The organism is Bosea sp. BIWAKO-01, from assembly GCF_001748145.1.
In the GTDB taxonomy this organism is placed as follows: Bacteria; Pseudomonadota; Alphaproteobacteria; order Rhizobiales; family Beijerinckiaceae; genus Allobosea.
This window is the reverse complement of the sequence record NZ_BCQA01000002.1, coordinates 244,983-266,666: the sequence shown is the minus strand read 5'-3', so window position 1 is coordinate 266,666 and position 21,684 is coordinate 244,983. Positions and strand designations below refer to the sequence as shown.

At 63.5% G+C, this 21,684-nt stretch carries 11 protein-coding genes and 2 pseudogenes; 6 read left to right on the top strand and 7 right to left on the bottom strand.

All coding sequences use genetic code 11. The features are described from left to right. Positions 1 to 50: 50 nt before the first annotated feature. Together BIWAKO_RS32965 and BIWAKO_RS32960 are read left to right on the top strand one after the other, a co-directional pair. Positions 51 to 515 (top strand): annotated as a pseudogene (locus tag BIWAKO_RS32965) (SOS response-associated peptidase family protein); the annotation flags it as partial. A gap of 118 nt (positions 516 to 633) precedes the next feature. Further along, positions 634 to 1,092, top strand: coding sequence for a hypothetical protein (locus tag BIWAKO_RS32960; protein WP_069883188.1), 459 nt, complete (start codon positions 634 to 636; stop codon positions 1,090 to 1,092). Positions 1,093 to 1,309: 217 nt separating this feature from the next. Here the strand turns inward: BIWAKO_RS32960 and BIWAKO_RS32955 are convergent, their stop codons facing one another. From BIWAKO_RS32955 to nirK, 5 genes are all read right to left on the bottom strand, one after another. Then, positions 1,310 to 1,990, bottom strand: a complete 681-nt coding sequence (locus tag BIWAKO_RS32955; RefSeq protein ID WP_074471708.1) for a response regulator — start codon at positions 1,988 to 1,990, stop codon at positions 1,310 to 1,312. Next, a complete protein-coding gene (locus BIWAKO_RS32950; protein ID WP_141740451.1) occupies positions 1,987 to 2,250 on the bottom strand; it encodes a hypothetical protein in 264 nt (87 codons plus the stop codon). Before BIWAKO_RS32950 ends, BIWAKO_RS32955 begins: the two co-directional genes overlap by 4 nt. Positions 2,251 to 2,327: 77 nt before the next feature. Beyond that, the gene (locus BIWAKO_RS37000; RefSeq protein WP_176733502.1) at positions 2,328 to 12,722 is read right to left on the bottom strand and encodes a peroxidase family protein; all 10,395 of its coding nucleotides are present in this window, start codon (positions 12,720 to 12,722) and stop codon (positions 2,328 to 2,330) included. A 460-nt stretch (positions 12,723 to 13,182) separates the two neighbouring features. Then, entirely contained in the window at positions 13,183 to 14,094 is a 912-nt protein-coding gene (locus tag BIWAKO_RS32940; protein WP_069883186.1) for a formylglycine-generating enzyme family protein, read from the bottom strand. Positions 14,095 to 14,152: 58 nt separating this feature from the next. Continuing rightward, entirely contained in the window at positions 14,153 to 15,301 is a 1,149-nt protein-coding gene (gene nirK / locus BIWAKO_RS32935) for a copper-containing nitrite reductase (RefSeq protein WP_069883185.1), read from the bottom strand. A 392-nt stretch (positions 15,302 to 15,693) separates the two neighbouring features. On the opposite strand from nirK, the gene BIWAKO_RS32930 reads away from it, so the two are divergent. The 3 genes from BIWAKO_RS32930 (at position 15,694) to BIWAKO_RS32920 (ending at position 19,103) form a co-directional block, all read left to right on the top strand. After that, a complete protein-coding gene (locus tag BIWAKO_RS32930) occupies positions 15,694 to 16,362 on the top strand; it encodes a response regulator (protein WP_069883184.1) in 669 nt (222 codons plus the stop codon). A gap of 789 nt (positions 16,363 to 17,151) precedes the next feature. Continuing rightward, a complete protein-coding gene (locus tag BIWAKO_RS32925) occupies positions 17,152 to 18,498 on the top strand; it encodes an Nramp family divalent metal transporter (protein WP_069883183.1) in 1,347 nt (448 codons plus the stop codon). Between the two features lie 218 nt (positions 18,499 to 18,716). Then, complete coding sequence (locus BIWAKO_RS32920) at positions 18,717 to 19,103, top strand: DUF6157 family protein (protein ID WP_069883182.1); 387 nt, start codon at positions 18,717 to 18,719, stop codon at positions 19,101 to 19,103. Between the two features lie 216 nt (positions 19,104 to 19,319). Here BIWAKO_RS32920 and BIWAKO_RS32915 read toward each other — a convergent pair. Further along, a pseudogene (locus BIWAKO_RS32915) lies at positions 19,320 to 20,484 on the bottom strand (IS3 family transposase). 74 nt (positions 20,485 to 20,558) lie between these two features. Between BIWAKO_RS32915 and BIWAKO_RS32905 the strand changes: the two are divergent. Beyond that, complete coding sequence (locus BIWAKO_RS32905) at positions 20,559 to 20,909, top strand: class I poly(R)-hydroxyalkanoic acid synthase (RefSeq protein WP_069883181.1); 351 nt, start codon at positions 20,559 to 20,561, stop codon at positions 20,907 to 20,909. Positions 20,910 to 21,234: 325 nt separating this feature from the next. Here BIWAKO_RS32905 and BIWAKO_RS36995 read toward each other — a convergent pair whose 3' ends face one another. Continuing rightward, positions 21,235 to 21,489: a hypothetical protein gene (locus BIWAKO_RS36995; RefSeq protein WP_244523722.1), complete on the bottom strand. Its 255-nt coding sequence runs from the start codon at positions 21,487 to 21,489 to the stop codon at positions 21,235 to 21,237. Between the last annotated feature and the right edge of the window lie 195 nt (positions 21,490 to 21,684).

Below are 21,684 nucleotides of genomic sequence, written 5' to 3'. Positions count from 1 at the left end.
GTCTCACCGAAACCGGCTCAAGGGGGTCAAAGTTGGATGCCGATCCCCCGCCTCACGGGGGCAAACTTGCACGCCGAAACACATCGAGCGCGCATTGGAAGCGCTGGCTCGGTGTCGAGAACCGTTGCCTGGTGGCCTTCAGCGAATTCAACCGCGAGGCCGGCGGCGACGTGTGGTTCGCGCTGGATGAGGACCGGCCGCTCGCCTTCTTCGCGGGCATCTGGGCTCCGCAATGGACGAGCGTCAGGAAGGTGAAGACCGGCGAGGAGACGATCGACGTCTTCGCCTTCCTCACCACCGAGCCGAATGCCGAGGTCGAGCCAATCCATCCAAAGGCGATGCCCGTCATCCTGACCAATCCGGTCGACCTGGAACTCTGGATGTCGTCCCCCTGGGAGATCGCGAAGGGCCTTCAACGACCGCTGCCCGACGGCTCACTGCAGATCGTCTCGCGCGGTCAGAAAAAAGACCCGCCGGAACCGAAGGTTGAGCCAATGCAGGCCGCGCTGCTGTGATTGGCTGCCAGGGGCTGTTCGCCGATCCGACACTCGAACGAGCGCGACCGTCGGCAGCATGCCTCTTCCCGAAATCGGCGATTGGCCTCACACTCCACCTAAAAAATTGGGGGGCGAGATGCGCGCGCTTATGGTTGTCGGGATGCTCCTGGTCGCGTGTCAGGCGGCAGCTGATGATTTTGGAGTGACGGTCAAAAAGTTTGTGGCCATCGTTGCCGCGCGCCCTGAGTATGGCCTCAAGGACCGTGGTTGCGAGCCTGAATATTGCTCCGTGTCGGATGAGTCAGAGAAGCGACGGCTCTATATCAGGCGAGACCGCAAGAACGTGGTCACTCAAGTTCTGTTCGAGCTTCCGCTTCCTGCAAGCGCATGGTCGGATAGCGCGTCGATTCTTGATCTGGTTCAGTTCGGGCTCTCAGTCCCGCCGCTGGGCAGGATCGCTGGCGCCGAAATCACCAGGATGGCCAAAACCCTTGCCGGCGCCGGGGTATCGATTCGAGGACCGGAAATCATCTGCTCGGCGATGGTGGCGAAGAACAAGCCGGAGACAATTCTGGGCGCCTGCAACCCGGACTAGTCACACGCCGAGTCGGACCCAGCATCGCATCCACTCGTGTGCGACTCAAAAGATGTGAGCTTAAGCACCGGCGATCCCCGAATGTTGCGAGGCGGTCTCCGGCGATGCGGCCTGCCCGCCAGGCCCAGCGAAATAGGACCGGCCGAAGGGCGGATTGCACCACCGCGGCGCACCCTTCCCCTGATGCCCACGCCCAACCGGTGAGACGAGCGCAACCTCACCGGTGAGGTGGGCGCTCATCAGTTTGTGGCGTTCGGGTGGCTGGATCCAGCTTTTGTGCCGCAAGGACCAGCTCCAGACGATTGCGGACGTTCAGCTTGGCCATCAGGTCGGTCATGTAACTCTTGATCGTCTTCTCGCTGAGAGAAAGGGCATTAGCGATTTCGCGATTCTGCTTGCCGTACAGAAGCAGTCGGATGATCTGATCCTCCCGCACGCTTAGCCGAACGCTTTTAGGGGCTCGCTTTTCGAGAGATTTGCGCGATAGAGCCCCAAGCGCATTGGCGGCAAGCGACGGCGTCACATAGGTCTGGCCTCGTCGCGCAGTCGCGATAGCCTCGAAAAGCTCGTCGGCCGGACTGCCTTTCAGGACATAGCAGCTGGCACCGACAGCAAGCGCCTGAAGAACGTCGTCTGTATTGTGCGACGCCGTGAAGATGACAATCTTCATGTCGGGAACCGCCCTGGAGGCCTCGGCCATCGCCTGAAACACGTCACCAGGCATGTTCAGATCGACGATCATGGCGTCAGGCTGATGGTTCTCGGCGATAGAGATGATCTGTTCTGCCGAGGATCCTGTTGCCACAAGCGCGAAGCCACCTCGTCGCTTCAGCAGTGTCGCGATCCCCTCCATCAGAAGCGGATGATCGTCGAGAATAGCGATTGAGATGTCCCTCACAGCAGGCCTCCCGGACCGAAGGCGGCGTGCCAGAGCAGATAGAGCCCGATCGCCAGAGCCGAGAGCGCGGCCAGCTTCCGGATGCTGGCCGAGGTCAGTGCCCGGTCACAGAGCTGGAGCATGTAGAACGAACCGGCCTGCGCCAGCACATTGATGAGGCCGAAGACCAGGAGCATTAAAATAACGGTCGGGAAGAACCTCTGGGTCAGCCTGGCCGTATCGCGGCGCCGATTGGGGGGCAATTTCTGAAAAGGTGCCATGATCGCCACCGGTCAGATTCTGGCCTCCGCGAAGGCGGTAAGGGCCGGCGGACAGGGACGTCCGCCGGCCGGGAGGGTTAGAGCGAGAAGTTGCCGCCGGTCAGGGTGTGGTTGCCCTTCAGGTTGATCTGGAAGTCGGCATCGGCATCGCCGTCGACATTGCCCTTGACCACGGTGTAGTCGCCGTCGGCCCGGGTCTCGTGGGCGACCACCAGCTGCGCCGTGGCGGTGAAGGCCGGGCCGCTGGTCAAGGTGAAGCTCTGGTTGCCGGCGAGCGCGCCATTGGCGTCGATGCCGGAGAGGTCGAGCTTATCGCCAGGCTGGAAGTCGAGGATGGTGTCGCCATCCGCCGCTTCCTTGCTCAGGAAGCGGAAGGTGTCGTCGCCCGCGCCCCCCTGGATTACGTTGACGGCATTGCTCGCCGTGATCGTATCGTTGCCCGCGCCGGTCGCGACGTTCTCGATGCTCCAGAGCGTGTCGGTGCCGGTCTGCGTGCTGACCGCGCTGCCGCGTCCGAGCAGGCCAGTGCCGAGATCGACCGTCAGGTTCGCAATGATTGCGGACAAGTCGAGCGTGTCGGTCCCGGCTCCGCCATCGATGATATCGGAATCTCCGGTAGCGGAAAGCGTGATCGTGTCGTCGCCGGCACCGGCACTGATGATGTCGGGCCCTGCCGTGCCGAGGAGGGTATCGGCGCCCGCCGTTCCGGTGATGATCGTCGGGGCAACGACGGCAGCGGTCGGTGCGGAGAACACCTCTTCGAGCACGCCATTCGCGTCCTGGTAGACGACCCGCAACCGCAGCGCCAAGTCGCTTTCCGCATCCGTGACCGTGAAGCTCGGGCCGTGCGCGCGCTCCACTTCGCCTGCGCCGAAGGTCAGGATGTCATCGAAGGTTCCGTTTCCGTTATCGACCTGCCAGAAATAGGAGACGGGGAACGCTGGCACGGTCCCGCCGGGGTTGTCGGCATCGGTCAGGCCGGCCAGGTCCACCGTCAGGACATCGCCGACCGCGATGACGCCGCCATTCGCGTCGACGATGGCTGGTAAGCCCACCGGTTCACTATTCGCCCCGCCGAGCACGACGGACTGATCGGCGAACTCCAGCCGCTCGATGTTCCGGAGCGTGTCCGTGCCATCCGTCCCGACATTGTCCGTCACCGTCACCGAGCCGTCGGCGTTGGTCGTGATCGTGTAGTTCGCCTGCAGGCCGGAGAACTTGGCCGTGTCGAAATCGGCGGTCGCCGAGGTCAGGATCTCGCGAACGATGACGAGCTGGCCGGGATTATAGGTGCCGTTCAGCATGAACGGGACCATCGGCTCCATGCTGTCGAACGAGGCGATCTCGGGTCCCGTCCCATCGATATTGGCCCGCACGCTGATGCGCACGTTCAAGTAGCGGTCGCCGTCGATGATGTCGTTGCCGCCGCGGCCCTGGATGATGTCGCTGCCCGCGCCGCCGAGGATGATGTTGCCACCATCGAAGAAGGTCGCACCGGCAGGAAGCAGGTCCCGCAAGCCCGCGATCAGGTCGATATTGGTCAGCACGCTGCCTGTCGCACCTGCCGTCGGCAGGGTGGTGGCGTCGGAGTCATCGCCGTTCAGGACGTCGCCGAAATCCGAACCGGAGAGGCCTTCGACGAAGTCGAAGCGGCTGAGCGAGGTCGACCCACCCGGCACCGGCGGCTGATCGAAGAAGCGATCGGAGATGTCGATAGTGACGCCGGTGGTGTTGGGCTTGTAGATCGCCCAGTCGTAGCCGGAGCCGCCGATGTAGCGGTCGCCGAAGCCGGTCTTGCCGGCCATGATGTCGTCGCCGCCTTCGCCGTTGAACTTGTCGTTCTCGCCGTCGCCGATGAAGACGTCGTTGCCGATGACCGGGTCATTGCCGAGCGGATCGAAATTGTCGCCAGGGGCGCCGTCGGAGGTGCCCTTCTCGATCCAGTCGTCGCCCTCGTTGCCCATATCCTGTTCATTGGCCTTGCTGCCCAGGATGAAGTCGTTGCCCTGGCCGCCAATGGCCTCCGATGCGTCCTCGCCGGTGACGATGAAATCGCTGCCGAAGCCGCCGATGATCAGGTTGACGCCGTTGCCGCCATGCAGGACGTCGTTGCCGTCGCCACCCTGGATGTTGTCGTCACCACCGGTGTCCGTGATGATGTCGTCGCCGGTTCCGCCGCGCAGCTGGTCGTTGCCGGCGCCGCCGTCAAGACGGTCATTGCCGGCGTCGCCCCAGAGCGTGTCATCGCCGTCGCCCGACATGATGATGTCGTCGCCCGCCGTGCCGCCGAGGACGACATGCTCCTCTCCGGTATAATGGAGGAAGTTGGTGTCGGGCCCGACAGTCTCGGGATTGTCGCGGGTGACGACAGGCCCACCTTGCTGCCCCAACGCAACAGAGACACCTTGTTCCCCGAAGCCGACGATATCGGCCAGGCCGTCGCCGTTCACGTCGGCGAGCTCACGCGGATAGGTATTCTGGTTCGACCAACCGCCCTCGATAGTTGAAAAGGCGTGCAGTTCGAAAGTGGGTGCTTGGAAGGTGCCATCCGCATTGCCTAGCGCAACCTGAACCCCAGCCGGCCCGAAGCCGACGATGTCGGCCAGGCCGTCACCGTTCACATCGACGACTTGACGTGGATAGAGGCTTTGGCTCGTCCAGCCGCCCGCACTGGGTGCAAACTGGGCGAGCGCGAAGCTCAGCGGCTGGAATGTCCCGTCGGCATTGGCGAGCGAGACCCACACGCCGTGCTCCCCGAAGCCGACGATATCGGCCCGGCCGTCTCCGTTCACATCCGCCAGCTGACGCGGATACCGGTCATCACTCACCCAGCCGCCGGCACTCGGTGCAAACTGCGTGAGCGCGAAGCTCAGCGGCTGGAAAGTCCCGTCGGCATTGGCGAGCGAGACCCACACGCCGTGCTCCCCGAAGCCGACGACGTCAGCCCGGCCGTCTCCGTTCACATCCGCCAGGTGACGCGGATACCGGTCTTGACTGACCCATCCGCCGGCACTCGGTGCAAACTGGGTGAGCTCGAAGCTCAGCGGTTGGAAAGTCCCGTCGGCATTGGCGCGCGAGACCCACACGCCGTGCTCCCCGAAGCCGACGATATCGGCCCGGCCGTCTCCATTCACATCAGCCAGGTGACGCGGATACCGGTCATCGCTCACCCAGCCGCCGGCACTCGGTGAAAACTGGGCGAGCGCGAAGTTCAGTGGCTGGAAAGTCCCGTCGGCATTGGCGAGCGAGACCCACACGCCGTGCTCCCCGAAGCCGACGATATCGGCCCGGCCGTCTCCATTCACATCCGCCAGGTGACGCGGATACCGATCCTCGCTCACCCAGCCGCCGGCACCCGGCGCAAATTGGGCGAGCGCCAAGGAGAGGTCTCCAAACGCAGCCACCGGTTCAAAGGGATCGGCTCGGCCGTCGGCACCCAGCCCGGTGTGCTGCGCAGCCTGGTTCACCTCGAGCGTGAAGCCAGGGGCCGTGAAGACGACACCCGGGAGGTGGGTGGCATCCGTGTTCGCCATGATCAGCTTGGCGAAGGAGTTGCTCTCGAGCTCCGCATTGAAGCTGAGACCGGCGGTGCGCTCGAGATAGTAGAAGCGGTCGCCATCCTGGAGCTTTTCGAGCTGATTCTCGAAGATGAAGTTGAAGGTCGAGCCCAGCATGCCGCCGAACGGCATTTTCTCTTCGGCCAGACCGCCAATCCACAGATCGATATCGTCGACGCCGGTGATGGTGGCTCCGTCGGCAGCGCTAGCCCAGGCTCCCGTGCCGTTCAAGAAGTCAAGGCGATCGGCCGGCTCGCCGACCCCGCCAAGCACCAGGAGGCTTGCAGCCGCACGTTTGTCAGCGAGCGTGGTCGCGGCCGTGATCAAGGGATGCAGGCCATAGGCGGCGATGAAGTTGATCACCGAATCCGCGTGCTTCAGGCTCTGAATCAGATCCACCCAACTGGTGTAGGGCTTGAGCTGGACTTCGCCAGTCTGCGTATAGATCTGCCGGCGAACCTCGTTCAGCGAGGGAATGCCAACATCACGGCCGCGGGCGAGGTTGATAGTGGGCAGATCGAGCGGCAGGCCGAGCAGGTTGTTGCGCAGCGCCTCGGTGACGAACTCGTCGATCTCGTTGCCGGCCTGGCGGGTCACGCCGCGCACGATCGCGCTGGTTGCTTCCTCTGGCGTCGGTCCGCTGGCGGCGAAGGCGAGCGGATTGAGGAAGGCCGCGATCAGGCCGATCTGCTGATCGGGATTGTTGGGATCGGACGAGACGACATTGAAATCCGCAGTGAAGCGGTCGACCGTCTCGGTCAGCATCGAGTGGCCGAAGCGATAGACGGTGTGCGCGAACTCCGCGACGATCGAGGGATCCAGGTCGACATCGTAGACCTGTGTCGGTGCGAAGAAGAGATCGACGTTCGGCTGGATGGTCCGGGCGAACTCCTCGAAGACCAGATGCTGGTACTGCATCTCCGTGCCGAATTTCGCAGTCTGGAACAGGCGCTCGCCATTCCACTGCAGGTTCGCGATCGCAGCGGCGTCCGTCGGGAAGGCCGCCGGCGCCGTACCCGGCATCAGCCATTCCGTCAGGAAGGCGAGGTCGCCCGAGGTCAGGACCGTGTTCTTGGTCTGCTCGACCAGCCGGTTATGCTCGGAGTGGAAGATCGCGTGCACTGTGGTGAGGCCGATATTCTCGTTCACGCGGCCGTCGCCGGCGATGTAGTGCGCGTCGAGAAGCTCGTTGTCATAGGCGAGGTTGTTGCCTCCCGGCCCCACAGGCACGGCGTTTCCGGTGAGCACATCGGCGTCAGGCGCAAGGACACCGGCGTTGAAGACCGGCACGGCGTTGTGGGCGATGTCGTTCAGGAAGGCGTGGCCGGTGCGCACCGCGTTCGCGAGGCTGATCGGCGCCGCCGGATTGCCTTCGACAAGCGTGGTGACGTCGTCGGCGTTGCCGGCAATGCCGTCCGGACCATTGTTGACCCGGATGACGACTTGCGGGAAGCCGTTCGGACCTTTCATGAAATTGCCATAGGCGTCGGTCGCCAGCAGCGGGCCGCTATCGATATCGGCATCGGTGAGGTTGATGCCGAGAATATCGCGCGCCTGGGCCTTGACCACCTTCCAGGTCGCCATGCCACCGATCTCGGTGTCGTCAGCGGTTCCGAATTTCCCGTCGGCGCCCAGATCCCGGTTGGTGATCAGCCCGCCGGTCGCAACCGGATCGCCAGCGGCGTTGAGCTCATAGGCCCGCAGGAAGACCTGGTGCGAGGGATGCGAGGAATAGGTCTGGTTTTGATCCACAAACGGCGTGGTCGTGTTCGTATGCTCGTGAATGTCATCGGCCGTCCCGAGGACGCCGTCGGGGCCGGGCTGGTTGGTCGCCCGCGTCAGCACCATGAAGTTCGTCGGGCTGCCCGGAACAAAGAGCGGATCATCCGGCTGAAGCGGGATGAAGACCGTGCCGGAGCCGCCCTTGGTCACGAGATCGAGGCCATGGTCGAAGAACTGGCCGAAGAAGGTCATCCAGGCGTTGAACGGCGCCGACAGGCCCGCATCCGGCGCGATGTTCGGGATTTCGAAGACCTGCTTGTCGTCGGCCGTGCCGAACTGGCCGTCGAGGCCGGGGCTGGTGACGATGGTCAGGCCGAGGCGGTCGACGGTTCCGTCAAAGGCGAGCTGGGCGGTTGCAACGGCGACGGGGTCTCCGCCGGCCTTGGCTGTATTGAGCGCCTGCAACACATTGAGGAGCGCAGTCGTATCCGCCGCGATATTTTCAGAGCCGGCGTTGCGAAGGGCCGCCGCAATCGCTGCGGGATTGTTCATGGTCTGGTCGACGATCAGGTTGCTGATCGTGCGCGGCTGCGAGTCGATCACCAGCCCGCTCGTCTGCTGGTAGGAGGTGCCTCCCTCTGCGCTGTTGAACACCGGATTCGTGACGCGTGGGAAGACGTTGTCGGCCGCGCCGAAGGTCTCGCTCTGCTGCTGCGTGCCCAGATTGTTGCCGGAACCATCGACGGTGCGCAGGCCCAACGGCACCCGCACGTTCGGTAGCAGCGAGGTCAGCGGCGTGCCGGCCGCGTTCGCCTCGGCGATCTTGATCTGGTCGAGAATGAAGTTGAGGTCCGAGCGCACCAGCATGATGCCCTCGCCGCCCGCGGTCGCGTCGACGACCGGGGTCGGCGCGACTGGCGGTGGAACAGGTGCCCCCGCCGCGACCGGCTGGGTCGGAGCCGAGAACACCGTCTCGGTGACGCCATGGCCGTCGGTGAAGATCGCCTTGACCCGAAGCGAAGCGCCGACAAGATCAGGCGTGACTCTGAAGGTGGTGCCATCGGCGCTCTGGAAAGCGAGATCGCCCAGCGGCAGCAGGATGATGTCCTCAAAGATGCCGGAAGCGGGCGCCGTCTCGACCTGCCAGAGATAGGAGATCGAGCCGGGCAGGATGCCATTGGGGGCTGCGGCGCTTGTATCGCCGTCCGTCACGGTGCCGATCGAGACACGCAGCATCTGGCCTGAGGTCGGAGTGTTGTCGGCCGCGCTCGACGTGGCATCCTGGATGGCAAGCTGGCCGGTCGGGTTCAGATTGAGTCCGGCGCCGTTTGGAAGCGTCACGGACACATCGGAAAATTGCAACCGCTCGACATTGACGAGAGTGTCGGTGCCATCCGTACCGACATTGTCGGTGACGGTGGTGATGCCATTGGTCGTCGTGACCGTGTAGTCGGTGCTGGCGCCGGAGAATATCGCCGTGTCGAAGGCGTTGTCGTCATCTCTCAGTTCGCGCACCGCCACGAGCTGACCGGGGTTCCAGACGCCGTTCAGCATGTTCTGCAGCAGGGTCGGTGCAACCATGCTGTCGAAGGTGGCGATCTCGGCGCCGGTTCCGTCGATATTCGCACGCACGCTGATGCGCACGTTCAGCCAGCGGTCGCCGTCGATCAGGTCGTCGCCGCCGCGACCTTCGAGCAGGTCACTGCCGGCACCGCCGAGCATGATGTTGCCGGTGGCAAAGCCGGTGGCGGAGAGGCCGGCCTGGAGCAGGAGCCCTTGCAACCCGTCGATCAGGGCGACATTGGTCAGTGCGCCCCCGGTAGCGCCGCCATGGTTCAGGATCGTGACCGCGTCGACATTGTCGCCGCGCAGGATGTCGGCAAAGCGCGAGCCCGACAGGCCCTCGACCTCGGCGAACCGGTCGAGGATAGACGCCGGGGATGCGCCGACAGGCTGGACAACGCCGGTGTTCGCGGCAGGCGTCTCGCCATGGGGCTGGGCCAGCGCAGCCAGCGTCAGGTCGACGGTCACGCCCTGCCTGTCGTTCTTGTAGGTGACCCAGTCGAAGCCGGACATGCCGTCCATCTTGTCCTGGGCATCGCTGCCGACGAAGATATCGTCGCCGCCTTCGCCGATGAACTCGTCGAAGCCGCCGCCGCCGATGAAGATGTCATTGCCGATGACGTTATCGGCCAGCAGGGGCGCAAAGTTGTCGCCAGGGGCGCCGTCCTGCGTGCCCTTCTCGATCCAGTCGTCGCCCTCGTTGCCGGTCGGCGGCAGACTGGTCTTGGCGCTGTAGATGAAGTCGTCTCCCTGGCCACCGAAGGTGGTCGAGATGTCCTCCATCGTGACGATGTAGTCCTTGCCGGCACCGCCCAGGATCAGGTTCCCGACACCGCCGACCATCATGTTGCCGGCATGGATGACGTCGTTGCCGGCGCCGCCCTCGAGCCGGTCGTCGCCACCGAGATCCCGGATGATGTCGTCGCCGTCGCCACCCATGATGGTGTCGTTGCCGTAGCCGCCCTCGAGTCGGTCGTTCCCGCCGTCGCCATAGAGCGTGTCGTCGCCATCGCCGGAGATGATGACGTCATTGCCGGCGGTGCCGCCAAGAACGACATGGTCCTCGCCGGTGTACTGGAGGTAGTTCGTGTCGGTGCCGGGCGTCGCCGGATTGTCGCGAATGACAAGAGGAACGACTTCGACGCCGTTGATCTCGATGCCGCCGGTCGGGTCGGCCCGGCCATCGAGGCCGAGCCCGGTATGCTGCGCCGCCCGGTTCACTTCGAGCGTGAAGGTCGGCGTGGTGAAGATCGCGTTCGGCAGATGCGTCGCGTCGCTGTTCAGCATCACGAGCTTGGCGAAGGAGTTGTTCTCGAGCTCGGTGCCGAAATTCATGCCGGCAGTGCGCGACAGATAGTAGAAGCGGTCGCCGTTCTGCAGCGATTCAAGCTGGGTCTCGAAGACGAAGTTGAAGGTCGAGCCGAGCATCCCGCCAAACGGCATCTTCTCTTCCGCAAGGCCGCCGAGCCAGAAATCGACGTCGTTGAGGCCGCCGAGCGAGCCGCCGGTAAAGGCGCCGGTCGCGTTCAGGAAGTCGAGACGATCCGCAGGCGCACCAACGCCACCCAGCACCAGCAAGCTCGCAGCCGCACGCTTGTCGGCCATCGTCGTCGCATCCGTGATCGACGCATGCGTGCCATAGGCCGCGATGAAGTTGATCAGCGACTCGGTATGTTTCAGATGGCCGGCAAAGTCGGTCCAGCTGATATAGGGCTTGAGCTGGCTGTCGCCGGTCATCTGGTAGAATTCGACCCGCGCCTGGTTGAGCGAGGGAATGCCGGTATCACGGCCGCGCGCGATGTTCAGCGCCGGCAGGTCGAGCGGCAGGCCGAGCAGGTTGTTGCGCACCGCCTCGGTGACGAATTCGTCGATCTCGTTGCCGACCTGGCGCGTGAGGCCACGCACGATCGCACCGGTCGCCTGTTCGGGCGTCACGCCGCTTGCGGCATAGGCGAGCGGATTGAGGAAGGCCGCGATCAGGCCGAGTTGCGGGTCGCCGCCGACAGTGTTGAAGTTCGGGTCGAAGCGATCGACCGTCTCGACCAGCATCGAATGACCGAAGCGATAGACCGTGTGCGCGAACTCCGCGAGGATCGCCGGGTTGATCGTGGTGTCGTAGCCATTGGGCGCCAGGAACTCGTCGACCTGCGGCTGGACCGTGCGGGCGAACTCCTCGAACACCAGATGCTGATACTGCATCTCCGTGCCGAACTTGGCGGACTGGAACAGGCGTTCGCCGTTCCAGTCGAGCGCGTCGATCTGGACCTGCGTCAGCGGGAAGGTCGTGCCCACGGCCAGCGGCGTGTCGAGCCACTGGTTGAGGAAGGCGACATCCCCGGTCGCCAACGCCACGTCCTTGGTCTGCTGGACAAGGCGGTTATGTTCCGAATGGAACACGGCGTGCACGGCGGTGAGGCCGATATTCTCGTTCACGCGGCCGTCGCCGGCGATGTAATGCGCGTCGAGGAGCTCGTTGTCATATTGGCCGGCCGCAATCGGTCCGGTGTTGACGATGCTATCGGCATCCGCGGTCTTGCCCGTCGGATCGGCAGCATGCGCGATATCGTTCAGGAAGGCATGACCGGTGCGGGCGGCGCCCGCGAGGCTGATCGGCGCCGCCCGGTTGCCCTCGGTGAAGCTGCCATCGGTCATCATGACCATCGGCATGCCGTTCGGGCCCACGATGAAATTGCCATAGGCATCGACAGCCAGGACCGGCACATTGCCGACATCGGCATCGGTGAGGTTGATGCCGAGGATGTCGCGCGCCTGCGCCTTGACCACGGCCCAGGTCGCCATCCCGCCGATTTCAACATCATCAGCCGTGCCGAACAGGCCATCTGCGCCGAGATTGCGGTTGGTGATCAGTTCACCGGTCGCGACCGGATCGCCGTTGGCATTCAGTTCATAGGCGCGCAGGAAGACCTGATGCGAGGGATTCGAGGCGTAGGTCTGGCTCTGGTCGACGAAGGGCGAGGTCGTGTTGGTCGCAGCCTGGCCGCCCGCAGCCCGGTTCAGCACCATGAAGTTCAGAGCGCCGGGCGCCGTGCTGAAGAGCGGGTCATCGGGTTGCAGCGGAATGAAGACGACTTCGGTCTGGCTCGTGGACTTGGTGACCAGGTCGAGGCCGTGGTCGAAGAACTGGCCGAAGAAGGTCATCCAGGCGTTGAATGGCGCCGAGAGGCCCACATCGGGGGTAATATTCGGGATGAAATTGACCGGAGTGTCGTCCGCGGTGCCGAAGACCCCATCCAGCCCGGGACTGGTGACGGTGCCTGACCCTGGGTTCTGTGCAGCAGCCGCGACGGCTGCGGGATTGTTGGCGGTCTGGTCGACGACCAGGTTGCTGATCGTGCGCGGCTGGGAGTCCTGCACTAAGCCTGGATCGGCGTAGCTGGTGCCGGCCTCGGCCGGCCGGAACGACGGATCGGTCAGGCGTGGAAACGCCAGATCCGCGGCCCCGAATTCCGGGTGGGCCAGGTTGTTGAACGAGCCATCGACGGTCCGCAGACCAAACGGCACCTGGGCGCTGGGCAGGATGTCTGTGAGGTTCTCGCCCTGAGCGTTCCGCTCCGCAATCCTGATCTGCTCGAGAATGAACTCAAGGTCGGAGCGAACAAACTGCACCATGACGCCCTCCTGGGGGTTCCCGGACCCCGTGTTGGCCTGCCTGGGACAATGCTCCGCCGCTCGCGCCAAGCAGGCGCGCCGCCGGTAGCACCGGCCGCAAGAACTTCAGTTGAGATGGCGTTCAGCCGCTGGGGGCCTATCGCACGTTGCATCATGCGCGTCGGTGGGCCCGAACCGTTAGAGGACTATGTCGGATAATCTTTACTCGCTATTGGTCTAGGTTTTCCGAGCCAATCATCCCTATCGGCAGTACCGACTTTGGTCCGTAGCGCCACCGAACACCGCCCGATTCCGCAACCCAACGCGAGTAGGTTGGCACGCAGACCAATGCACAAAAGTGGCCTATAGCAGAAGTCTAGGGAGTCTGCTTTCGGGCAGTCTGGTTGGCGCGCCGGCCGATGGGAAAGAGGTGCCCTTAGCTGGCGCTGACGAGGTCTGCTGCTGGGCAGCGGCGCAATTGCTAGGGTCGAGCGTGGGCGGCCGCCCGCGCGATCGAGCCTCCGTGTGATCGCCGCAGCCAGTCCAATGGAACGCGCCACCAGCGCTGATCGTCACGCACCAGCCGGAATCCCAGATTGCTCGGTGGCGTGCCGGCTACGCAGCCCCCGGGACGGGCATCACGAACAAAATCGGTCATGTAGGCGCGATGGCGCCCCTCAACCACGCGAACGCCGCAGTTCGTCACTGTCGCCGTGGAACGCCCGGCTGCATCAAACGAACTGCGCTGGAAGCAGGTGTCGGTCCATTCCCAAACATTCCCGGCCAGGTCGAGAAGGCCATGCTCGTTGGCACCGAAACTGCCGATCGGTCGCGGCACTTTCGCATCCACGCGCTCGCGGCCCGCGTCTCTGTCATATATTGCAAGAATCCGCTGCCCAGGCCCGCTGCTGTCTAGGCTTTCCGGCAAGGCGTCGTCCCTGTACCGGCTGCCGGCGAGATAGGCCCACTCTTCGTCGGTGGGCAGCCGAAAACTCAGTCCGGTCTCAAGCGAAAGCCAGGAGGCATAGGCCTGCGCATCCCGCCAACTCACCCCGACGACGGGGCGATCGGGAGCTGCCGCGTCACCGCCCACCATGGGGCAGGCTTGCGCGTCGACGCAACGCCGATAGTCAGAGGCCGTGACCTGATGCCTCATCACTGCGATGGGCCGATCGATCGTGACGTTGACCATGGGCGCCGTGGCTGGCTTTCCGTGACGCTGGAACTCGCCACTGGCCCGATATCGAATGGCGCCGGGCCCGAGTTCCACCATGTCCTTCGACCGCAAGGCCGACGGGTCCGACCCCGGGTCGGGGCTGGACGCCGAGGCCAGGACCGCAAGGGGAACCAGAACCACGGCAGTTCGGGCCATGAGTTTGAACGCGGGCAGCATGGGGCCTCCCGTCGAAACAGTGTCCGGCGGCTTCAGCTCGGTTGGAACCGGATCATTTCTACTTGAGGCTTGCCAGGATCGGCCCGGGTGCTTTCACCTGGGTCATCAGGTCGTCGTCCCATTCGCCCTCGACCCTGAAATGAGCCGTCGCGCCAAGCTCGAAGGCCTCGATCATGTTGTGGTTGACGTAGCCGACAATGCCGGGCTGAAGGAACCGGGTGAGTGCCGCGCCGGCGGATCCGCCCCGAATGAACCATGTCTCCAGATCGGTCTCGGGGGCGTTCGAGAACTTGCCGGTCTCCCAGACATAATCTCCGAAGCCACCGACGAGATGGGGACGGGTGTCGCGGCTGGCCTGGGAGTGAACGATCAGCACGTTCTCGCCGACCTTTGCGGGCATCGCGTTCTTGCCCGTCAGGGCCCCGACCGCGCCGTTGAACACGACGTGGCTCGGGACCAGCTTTCGCATGACCTCCATCGTGTCCATGTAGGCGTCGCCATGCGTGTCGTAGTGCTTGAACCGGCCCTTTTCGTCGCGCGGGATGTAGTAGTCATGCTCGCCGATGTAATAGACCCGGTCGTAGCGCAACGGCTTTCCCGCTCCGTCCTTCAAGCCATCCCGTGGCAGGACCATCACGGCGCCGCTCATGCCGGAGGTGATATGCCAGGGCGTCATGGCGCCGGGGATGCAGTGATAGGCGAACACGCCTGTACGGGTGGCCTTCCAACGCAGCACGGCCTCCTCGCCGGGATTGATCAAGGTCAGATCGGCACCGCCTGAAGCGCCCGCGGCAGAATGGAAATCGATGTTGTGCGTCATCTGGTTGGTGTCGGGGTTGACCAGCGTCACCTCGACATAGTCGCCCTCGTGCACCACCAGGATCGGCCCGGGAACCGAGCCATTGAACGTCATGGCCTGAAGGGTCGTGCCCTCGTCGTCGACGACAATCTTCTTCTCCTCGATCGTGAGCAGGAACTCGAGGATCCGGGGGCCCTTCGTGGCCACCTGTTCATGAGGGTGAGCAAACGGCGGCGCGACAAGGTCGACCTTGTGCCGCGGCAGGCCGTCGGCTCCGACAGGAGCAGGAGGAAGCGGCGGAGCAGCCCGCGTGGGGGCGGCAGGGAGGCCGGCAGCAAGGGCCGCGCCCGCAAGGGCCGTCCGCCGCGTGATGGCGCCCTTCGTCCCACTCTCGAATGGCTGCCCCATCGCCCCCTCCATCGCCAAGCATTGCGATCAGAAGGTACGGACGCCGTGCAGGCTCCACCACTCACCAAGGTCGACGCATTTTCGCGCAGGAGGTCTCGGGAAGTAGGCACTGGGTGCCACAGACCAAAGTCCACGTCCGCTGATTCTGGGCGCCATGCCGCATTTCAACTTCATCGTGCCGGCTCCGCGTCTAGGGCTGCATCCACAAACCATTAGAGTGTGCGCCATCCAATCCGTTCCTGACGACCTTTCGGATACTGGCGCCAGGCACAGGACACGGTTCGGGCGACGGATTGGGTAGCCATTCTTCCTTCTTTAGATGATTTACAAAGAGTGTTGACTACGCAACCATCTCGCTCGGCCTGGGGCGGTTGAGTTCAGGGGCAGGGGCCATGCCGGATACTTCGATTGCGATCGTCGATGATCACCCTTTGCTGGTGGAAGGGATCGCCGCGCTTCTGCAACGATGGGGCGGGTTCACGCTCGCCGCGACCGGGAGTGCCGCGGCTCACATCATGTCGATCGCCAGGACGCAGCGACCTGACGTGATGATCGTCGATCTCAGCATGGCTGGGGATGTCTTTCAGACGATCTCGGACGTGTTGGCGATCGCTCCTGAGACGATCATCGTTGTCTACACAGGCTCCTCCAGCACGGACGATGCGATCAAGGCCCTCGATGCCGGGGCCAAGGGCTATGTCCTGAAAGGCAGCCCCGCAGAAGATCTCTTCCAGGCCCTGCGCGCAACGCAGCAAGGCGATGTCTATATTACACCCGCCTTTGCCACCAAGGTCATCAGTGCCTTGCAGGACAAGGCTGTCGCCCGACGGAAGGCGATCGACAAAAGGCTGACCGTCCGGGAGGAGCAAATCGTCAGGCTGCTGCTGCTGGGGAAGAGGAACAACGAGATCGCCCACGAGCTTTTGCTCAGCGACAAGACCGTCAAGGGCTACATGACCAGCCTGATGGCCAAGCTGAACGCCCGCAATCGTTTGGAGGTGGTGCTTGCGGCACAAAGGCTGATGCCAGCGGCGAATATCACTGCGGGGCTGCGCCCGTGAAAGGCGCGCCGGTCCGTTTCACGAACCAAAGGCGCTGACGGCGACGACGACACTCCGGATTTCACCTGCGGCTTGGACGCATTCCTCAACACCTATGGGGCGCATCGGCGTATGCGATCCGGTAGGGTCTTCTTAGCATCGGCGCCGAGGATAATTCCGTTCCCGTTGGGCGGCGAGGAGTCTTGCCGGAATCCCCGCCGACGGAACCTCTTCGTTGCCAGGCGCGTTTGCTTGCCAGACTGCCCATAGACTTGGCCCGTTGGTGAGGATCCCGCGGGCCCTTCTTTTGCGTAGGCGTTCGGTGGAGCGCCTGGCGACCAACGGCGCGCTCTCGCCGATGGCGCAAGCCGAGATCAGCCAGGCGGGCTGGACGATCGCGCGCGTCACACAGCGGGCGGCTGCGCAAGGTGCCCTTGCGCCGCAGGCGGGCCGTCCAAGGCCGCCCGGCGCCAGAGCGGAAGCTCGGCCCGGACCATCAGGCCGACGTTCTCGGCAGGCTTCAGCCGGTCCCATCAACGCACCGTTGCGGCGATGGGGTGGTCGGCGGATTGCGCCTTGAGCTTGCGCGTCGATCCCATCGCCCAGAAGAGCCACGAAGGGCGCTGACGTCGGAAGGGTCAAGCCCGGCCGCGGTCACCGGCAAACATAATGCCTCCTGCCGCAGACCTTTGGTCAGGTGCGCAGACCTTGGTCTCAGGATCTGTCGTAGACAAGTATTAGTTGAATTGACGGCCCTTCATTCGGGCTGCAATCTTGCTGTTGCATACGATTTGCAGTTCGGAGTCGGCCATGACAATCGATATTGCGAGCGCTCCGAAACAAGGTGGCTGGCAACGTCAGCGCGGGGAGCCGTCCCTGCTGGACGTCTTTCGATCGATCCCGGTTTCGGCCAGGGCCACGACCTGGCGCAAGTTCCTGACATTTCTCGGCCCGGGCTATCTCGTGGCCGTCGGCTATATGGACCCCGGCAACTGGGCGACCGCGCTCTCGGGTGGTGCGCAGTTCGGCTATACGTTGCTCGTCGTCGCACTCGTCTCCAATATCATGGCGATAATCCTGCAGTCGCTTTGCGCACGGCTGGCGATTGCGACCGGCAGGGACCTCGCCCAGGCCTGCCGTGATGCCTATCCGCGCTGGGTCTCCTGGCCGCTCTGGATCTTTGCGGAACTGGCGATCTGCGCGACCGACCTCGCCGAGGTCATCGGCACGGCGATCGGCCTCAATCTGCTTTTTGGAATTCCGCTCGAAATCGGTGTGCTGATCACCGCGCTCGATGTCTTCGTCATCCTCTGGCTGCAGAACAGCGGCTTTCGCTGGATCGAAGCCTTCATCATCAGCTTGCTCATCGTGATCGCACTATGCTTTTCCATCCAGATCGCGCTCGCCGACCCGGATTGGGGGCAGGTCATTCGCGGCTTCGCCCCGACGACCGAGATCATCACCAATCCCAACATGCTCTATCTCGCGCTCGGCATCATCGGCGCGACGGTGATGCCGCATAACCTTTATCTGCATTCCGGCATCGTGCAGACCCGCGCCTATGGCGGCAGCCTGCCGGAGAAGCGCGATGCGCTGAAATACGCGACACTCGACACCAGCGTCGCCCTGATGTTCGCCCTGGTCATCAACGCCGCGATCCTGATCCTCGCCGCCGCGACCTTCTACAAGACCGGGCAGAACACCATCTCCGAACTCGGGCGCGCGCATGAACTGCTCGCCCCGCTGCTCGGCGCGTCGATCGCCCCCTCGCTCTTCGCCATCGCCCTGCTCTGCTGCGGCTTCAATTCGACGGTGACCGCCACCATGGCCGGACAGATCGTCATGGAAGGCTTCATCGACATTAAGCTGCCGGCATGGCTGCGCCGTCTGGTCACGCGACTGATCGCGATCATTCCCGCCATCGTCGTGACGATCGCCTATGGCGAGGCGCAGACCGGCAAGCTGCTCATCCTCTCGCAGGTGGTCCTGAGCATCCAGCTGCCCTTCGCCATCGTGCCGCTCGTCATGCTCACGGCCTCGCGCAAGAAGATGGGCGAACTGGTCTCGCCGCGCTGGCTCACAGTGAGCGCAGCCCTGATCGCGGCTGTGATCATTGTCCTGAACGTCAAGCTGTTCCTTGACGTCGCCTTCGGCTGAACCAGCCACTGGACGGTCGCGCATGACTGCACCGCGGTGCATGTCGCCTGCCCTGCAGCCCTCCAGTTCCCGCTCCTGGCGGACGCAGTCCAGTGCCTGCCTGGCTGAACTTTCCGCCCAGGGCAGCCAATCGGCGAATGGGTTGATTTCATCGCAACGCGCCCATAGCTGTCGACGCTTGCAAGCATCGGGGCATCTGCTCGCGCCAGAGAGTTCCAATGAGCCATTCCACCAACTACCGCACCACGCTGATCACCGTGGCGGCGAATTGCACGGCCCCACTGAGCGCGCCTCCGGCAAAGCCAGGCACAGTCGCGAGGATGCAATATGAGATGCTGTTGGCGCGGCCCTGTGAACTGACGTCTGACGAACTTCTGCGGGCGGTCGAGCGGGCGCGCAAAGGGGCGGATGCTGCGGCGCGGTTATTCGACAAGCCGCAAGCCTGTTTGCGCGCCTCGCCATTGGTGAAGCAATACGGCTTCGGTCTGCATCATGATGCCGAGGCGCGCGTGGCGCTCGTGCCGGTGGAATGCGATGACTACGCGCGCTTGCTCGCCGATCCTGACGTCAGGAAGCGACCGGGGATGCGATCATCCCGCAACTAAAGCATCGGCCCGAAAAGTGGATTTGGGCGATAGCATTCGCTCAACCCATTGCTGGCCGGATCAGAATGGCCGAGCGCGGACGTGGCCAGAGTCCGGAAAGGGCTCGTACCGGAGGCGTTGCCACTTAGCGAATTGAACCGCCCGAAACCGGACCTTGCCACAGTCCATAACGGGCCATCTTCCTGGCTTGCCCCCATTTGGTGGCCCAGTTCTAATCTAATGCATGGTGGGCTTGGCGGCCACGGTTGAGATGGCCGGCGAAGCGGGTTGGGTTTGCGCGGCCGGCCAGACCACGGCGGTCGGCGCTGGCGGCCGATAGCCGAGCGAGGAGTGTGGGCGCCGGGTATTGTAGTGCTGACGCCAGCCCTCGATGACGATCCGGGCCTCGGCGAGGCTGTAGAACAGCTCGCCGTTCAGAAGCTCGTCACGAAGCTTGGAGTTAAAGCTCTCGCAGTAGCCGTTCTCCCAAGGACTGCCAGGCTCGATAAACGCTGTTTTCGCGCCGACCGCCGCGATCCACTCCCGCACCGCCCTGGCGACGAACTCGGGACCGTTGTCCGAACGAACATGCCCGGGCACTCCGCGTAGGATGAAGAGATCGGATAGCACGTCGATGACGTCGGTGGATTTGAGCTTCCGGTCGATTCGGATCGCAATGCATTCCCGGGTGAACTCATCAATGACGTTCAGCATGCGGAACTTCCGACCGTTGTGGGTGCGATCCTCGACGAAGTCGTAGGACCAGACATGGTCGGGATATTCCGGCCGAAGCCGGATGCATGATCCGTCATTCAGCCAGAGACGGCCTTTCTTAGGTTGACTGGCCGGCACCTTCAGTCCCTCCCGCCGCCAGATCCGCTCGACACGTTTGACGTTCACCGCCCAACCGGCTGTCTCCAGCATGGCCGCGATCCGGCGGTAGCCGTAACGGCCATACTGGGTGGCGAGCTCGACAATGTCGGCGGTCAGCGCCGCATCGTCAGTGCGGCCCTTCGGAACCTTGCGATGCGTAGATCGATGTTGCCCCAGAACCCGGCACGCCAACCGCTCCGACCGAACTTCATCATGGCGTGGTCGATGCAGCGGCGACGACGGGCGGGGCTTAGTAGTTTCCCGAGGCGGCCTCTTTGAGGATCAGCTTCTCCAACGTCAGATCCGAGACGGCTTTGCGCAACCGCTCGTTCTCCTTCTCCAGATCCTTCAGGCGCTTCACCTGGTCGGACTTCAGCCCGCCAAACTCCTTGCGCCAGCGATAATACGTGAACGCCGTCACGCTGATGGCCCGGATCGCCTCCGCGACCGGGCGCCCCTGCGATAACAGCACGTCGACCTGCCGCAGCTTCGCGACGATCTCCTCAGGCTTGTGCTTCTTCTGCGGCATCGCGGGCATCCTCCAAAGGCTCAAAAAGCCTACTTCAGGGAGGGCCACTTTTCAGGGGCAGGCCACCCTTTTACGTGCTTGCCACCAAGGAAGACCACATCGCGGTCTGGACCTCGATCTATCCAACCACGCAGCTTCTGGGCGGCGAGACGACCTTCGTGCTGGGGGGCTCAGGCCATATCGCGGGGGTAATCAATCCTCCGGGCAATCGGTCAAAATATGGCTACTGGACACGGAGCGACTATCCCGAAAGCCCGCAGGAATGGCTGGCTGGCGCCAGAAAACACGAGGGGTCGTGGTGGCCTCACTGGTCGGCCTGGTTGGAGGCGCATTGCGGCATCGAGGAGGTTCCCGCCTATCGGCCCGGTACTGGCGGCCTGAAACCGATCGAACCGGCACCTGGAAGCTACGTTCGGGCAGGCTGACCGGCTCAGCGATTGCCGCCTGAAGCATCGAACATTTAATCTGACGCATAACCTGCGTGTTTGAAAAGGTTTTGGCACTCGGCCGGGCTGACTAAATCGAAGATGTTTCTGATAGCCTTCCAGAGGGCGTCGAAGGTCCTGGCGGAGGCCGCTTTAATCAGTGCTCCACGCGCGCTCCGCGCGCAGGCGCGGGAGAGACCGCCAGGAGGCGACGGAACCTCGTCAACGCCCGGAAACTTGCGCAAAGGGTACCCTTTTCTACTTCAACCGCATCCGACTGGCCGCTTTCGGACAAGGCAATTTGAACTGCGCGATCAGCGGCGGATTACCAGAAGCGCATGAAACGTCGGCATTGAAGCGGAAATTTCAGGCGGCGGGGCGAGTTGGAGCCGTACTGGAATTCAAGCAAGCCAGCGGGGCAGTTCGCCATCGCAATGAGCTCTGAGCCACTTTCAGTCTTGAGATAGCGCGCCACGCACTGGCTGATGCCTGGCCTGCTGCCGGGCGGCTTGACCTCGCCGCCTGGGTCACGCTCGCAGTATTCCTGAAGATCCGCTTTCGTGACGATGCTCTTGATCATTGCGGTTCTGGTGTCGATTCCCTCTCGCTCGACGATGGTTCCATTCCAGGAAGCGCAAGAGGCAAGTGGGAAATCCCAGGCTGCTGTTGCAGGGGCTGCAACCATTCCCCGCTAATGAGAGCAAAGGGCAGCACGTCAACATGGTTTACCCCCGAGGCAAATCAGTTGGCTGCGTAGAACCAGAGCCCCGCGAGG

What these genes read in the sequence shown, in the direction of transcription:
- BIWAKO_RS32960 (WP_069883188.1), top strand. Translation starts at nt 634, where the DNA reads ATGCGCGCGCTTATGGTTGTCGGGATGCTCCTGGTCGCGTGTCAGGCG.
- BIWAKO_RS32950 (WP_141740451.1), bottom strand. Translation starts at nt 2,250, where the DNA reads ATGGCACCTTTTCAGAAATTGCCCCCCAATCGGCGCCGCGATACGGCC.
- BIWAKO_RS37000 (WP_176733502.1), bottom strand. Translation starts at nt 12,722, where the DNA reads ATGGTGCAGTTTGTTCGCTCCGACCTTGAGTTCATTCTCGAGCAGATC.
- BIWAKO_RS32940 (WP_069883186.1), bottom strand. Translation starts at nt 14,094, where the DNA reads ATGCTGCCCGCGTTCAAACTCATGGCCCGAACTGCCGTGGTTCTGGTT.
- nirK (WP_069883185.1), bottom strand. Translation starts at nt 15,301, where the DNA reads ATGGGGCAGCCATTCGAGAGTGGGACGAAGGGCGCCATCACGCGGCGG.
- BIWAKO_RS32930 (WP_069883184.1), top strand. Translation starts at nt 15,694, where the DNA reads ATGCCGGATACTTCGATTGCGATCGTCGATGATCACCCTTTGCTGGTG.
- BIWAKO_RS32925 (WP_069883183.1), top strand. Translation starts at nt 17,152, where the DNA reads ATGACAATCGATATTGCGAGCGCTCCGAAACAAGGTGGCTGGCAACGT.
- BIWAKO_RS32920 (WP_069883182.1), top strand. Translation starts at nt 18,717, where the DNA reads ATGAGCCATTCCACCAACTACCGCACCACGCTGATCACCGTGGCGGCG.
- BIWAKO_RS36995 (WP_244523722.1), bottom strand. Translation starts at nt 21,489, where the DNA reads ATGATCAAGAGCATCGTCACGAAAGCGGATCTTCAGGAATACTGCGAG.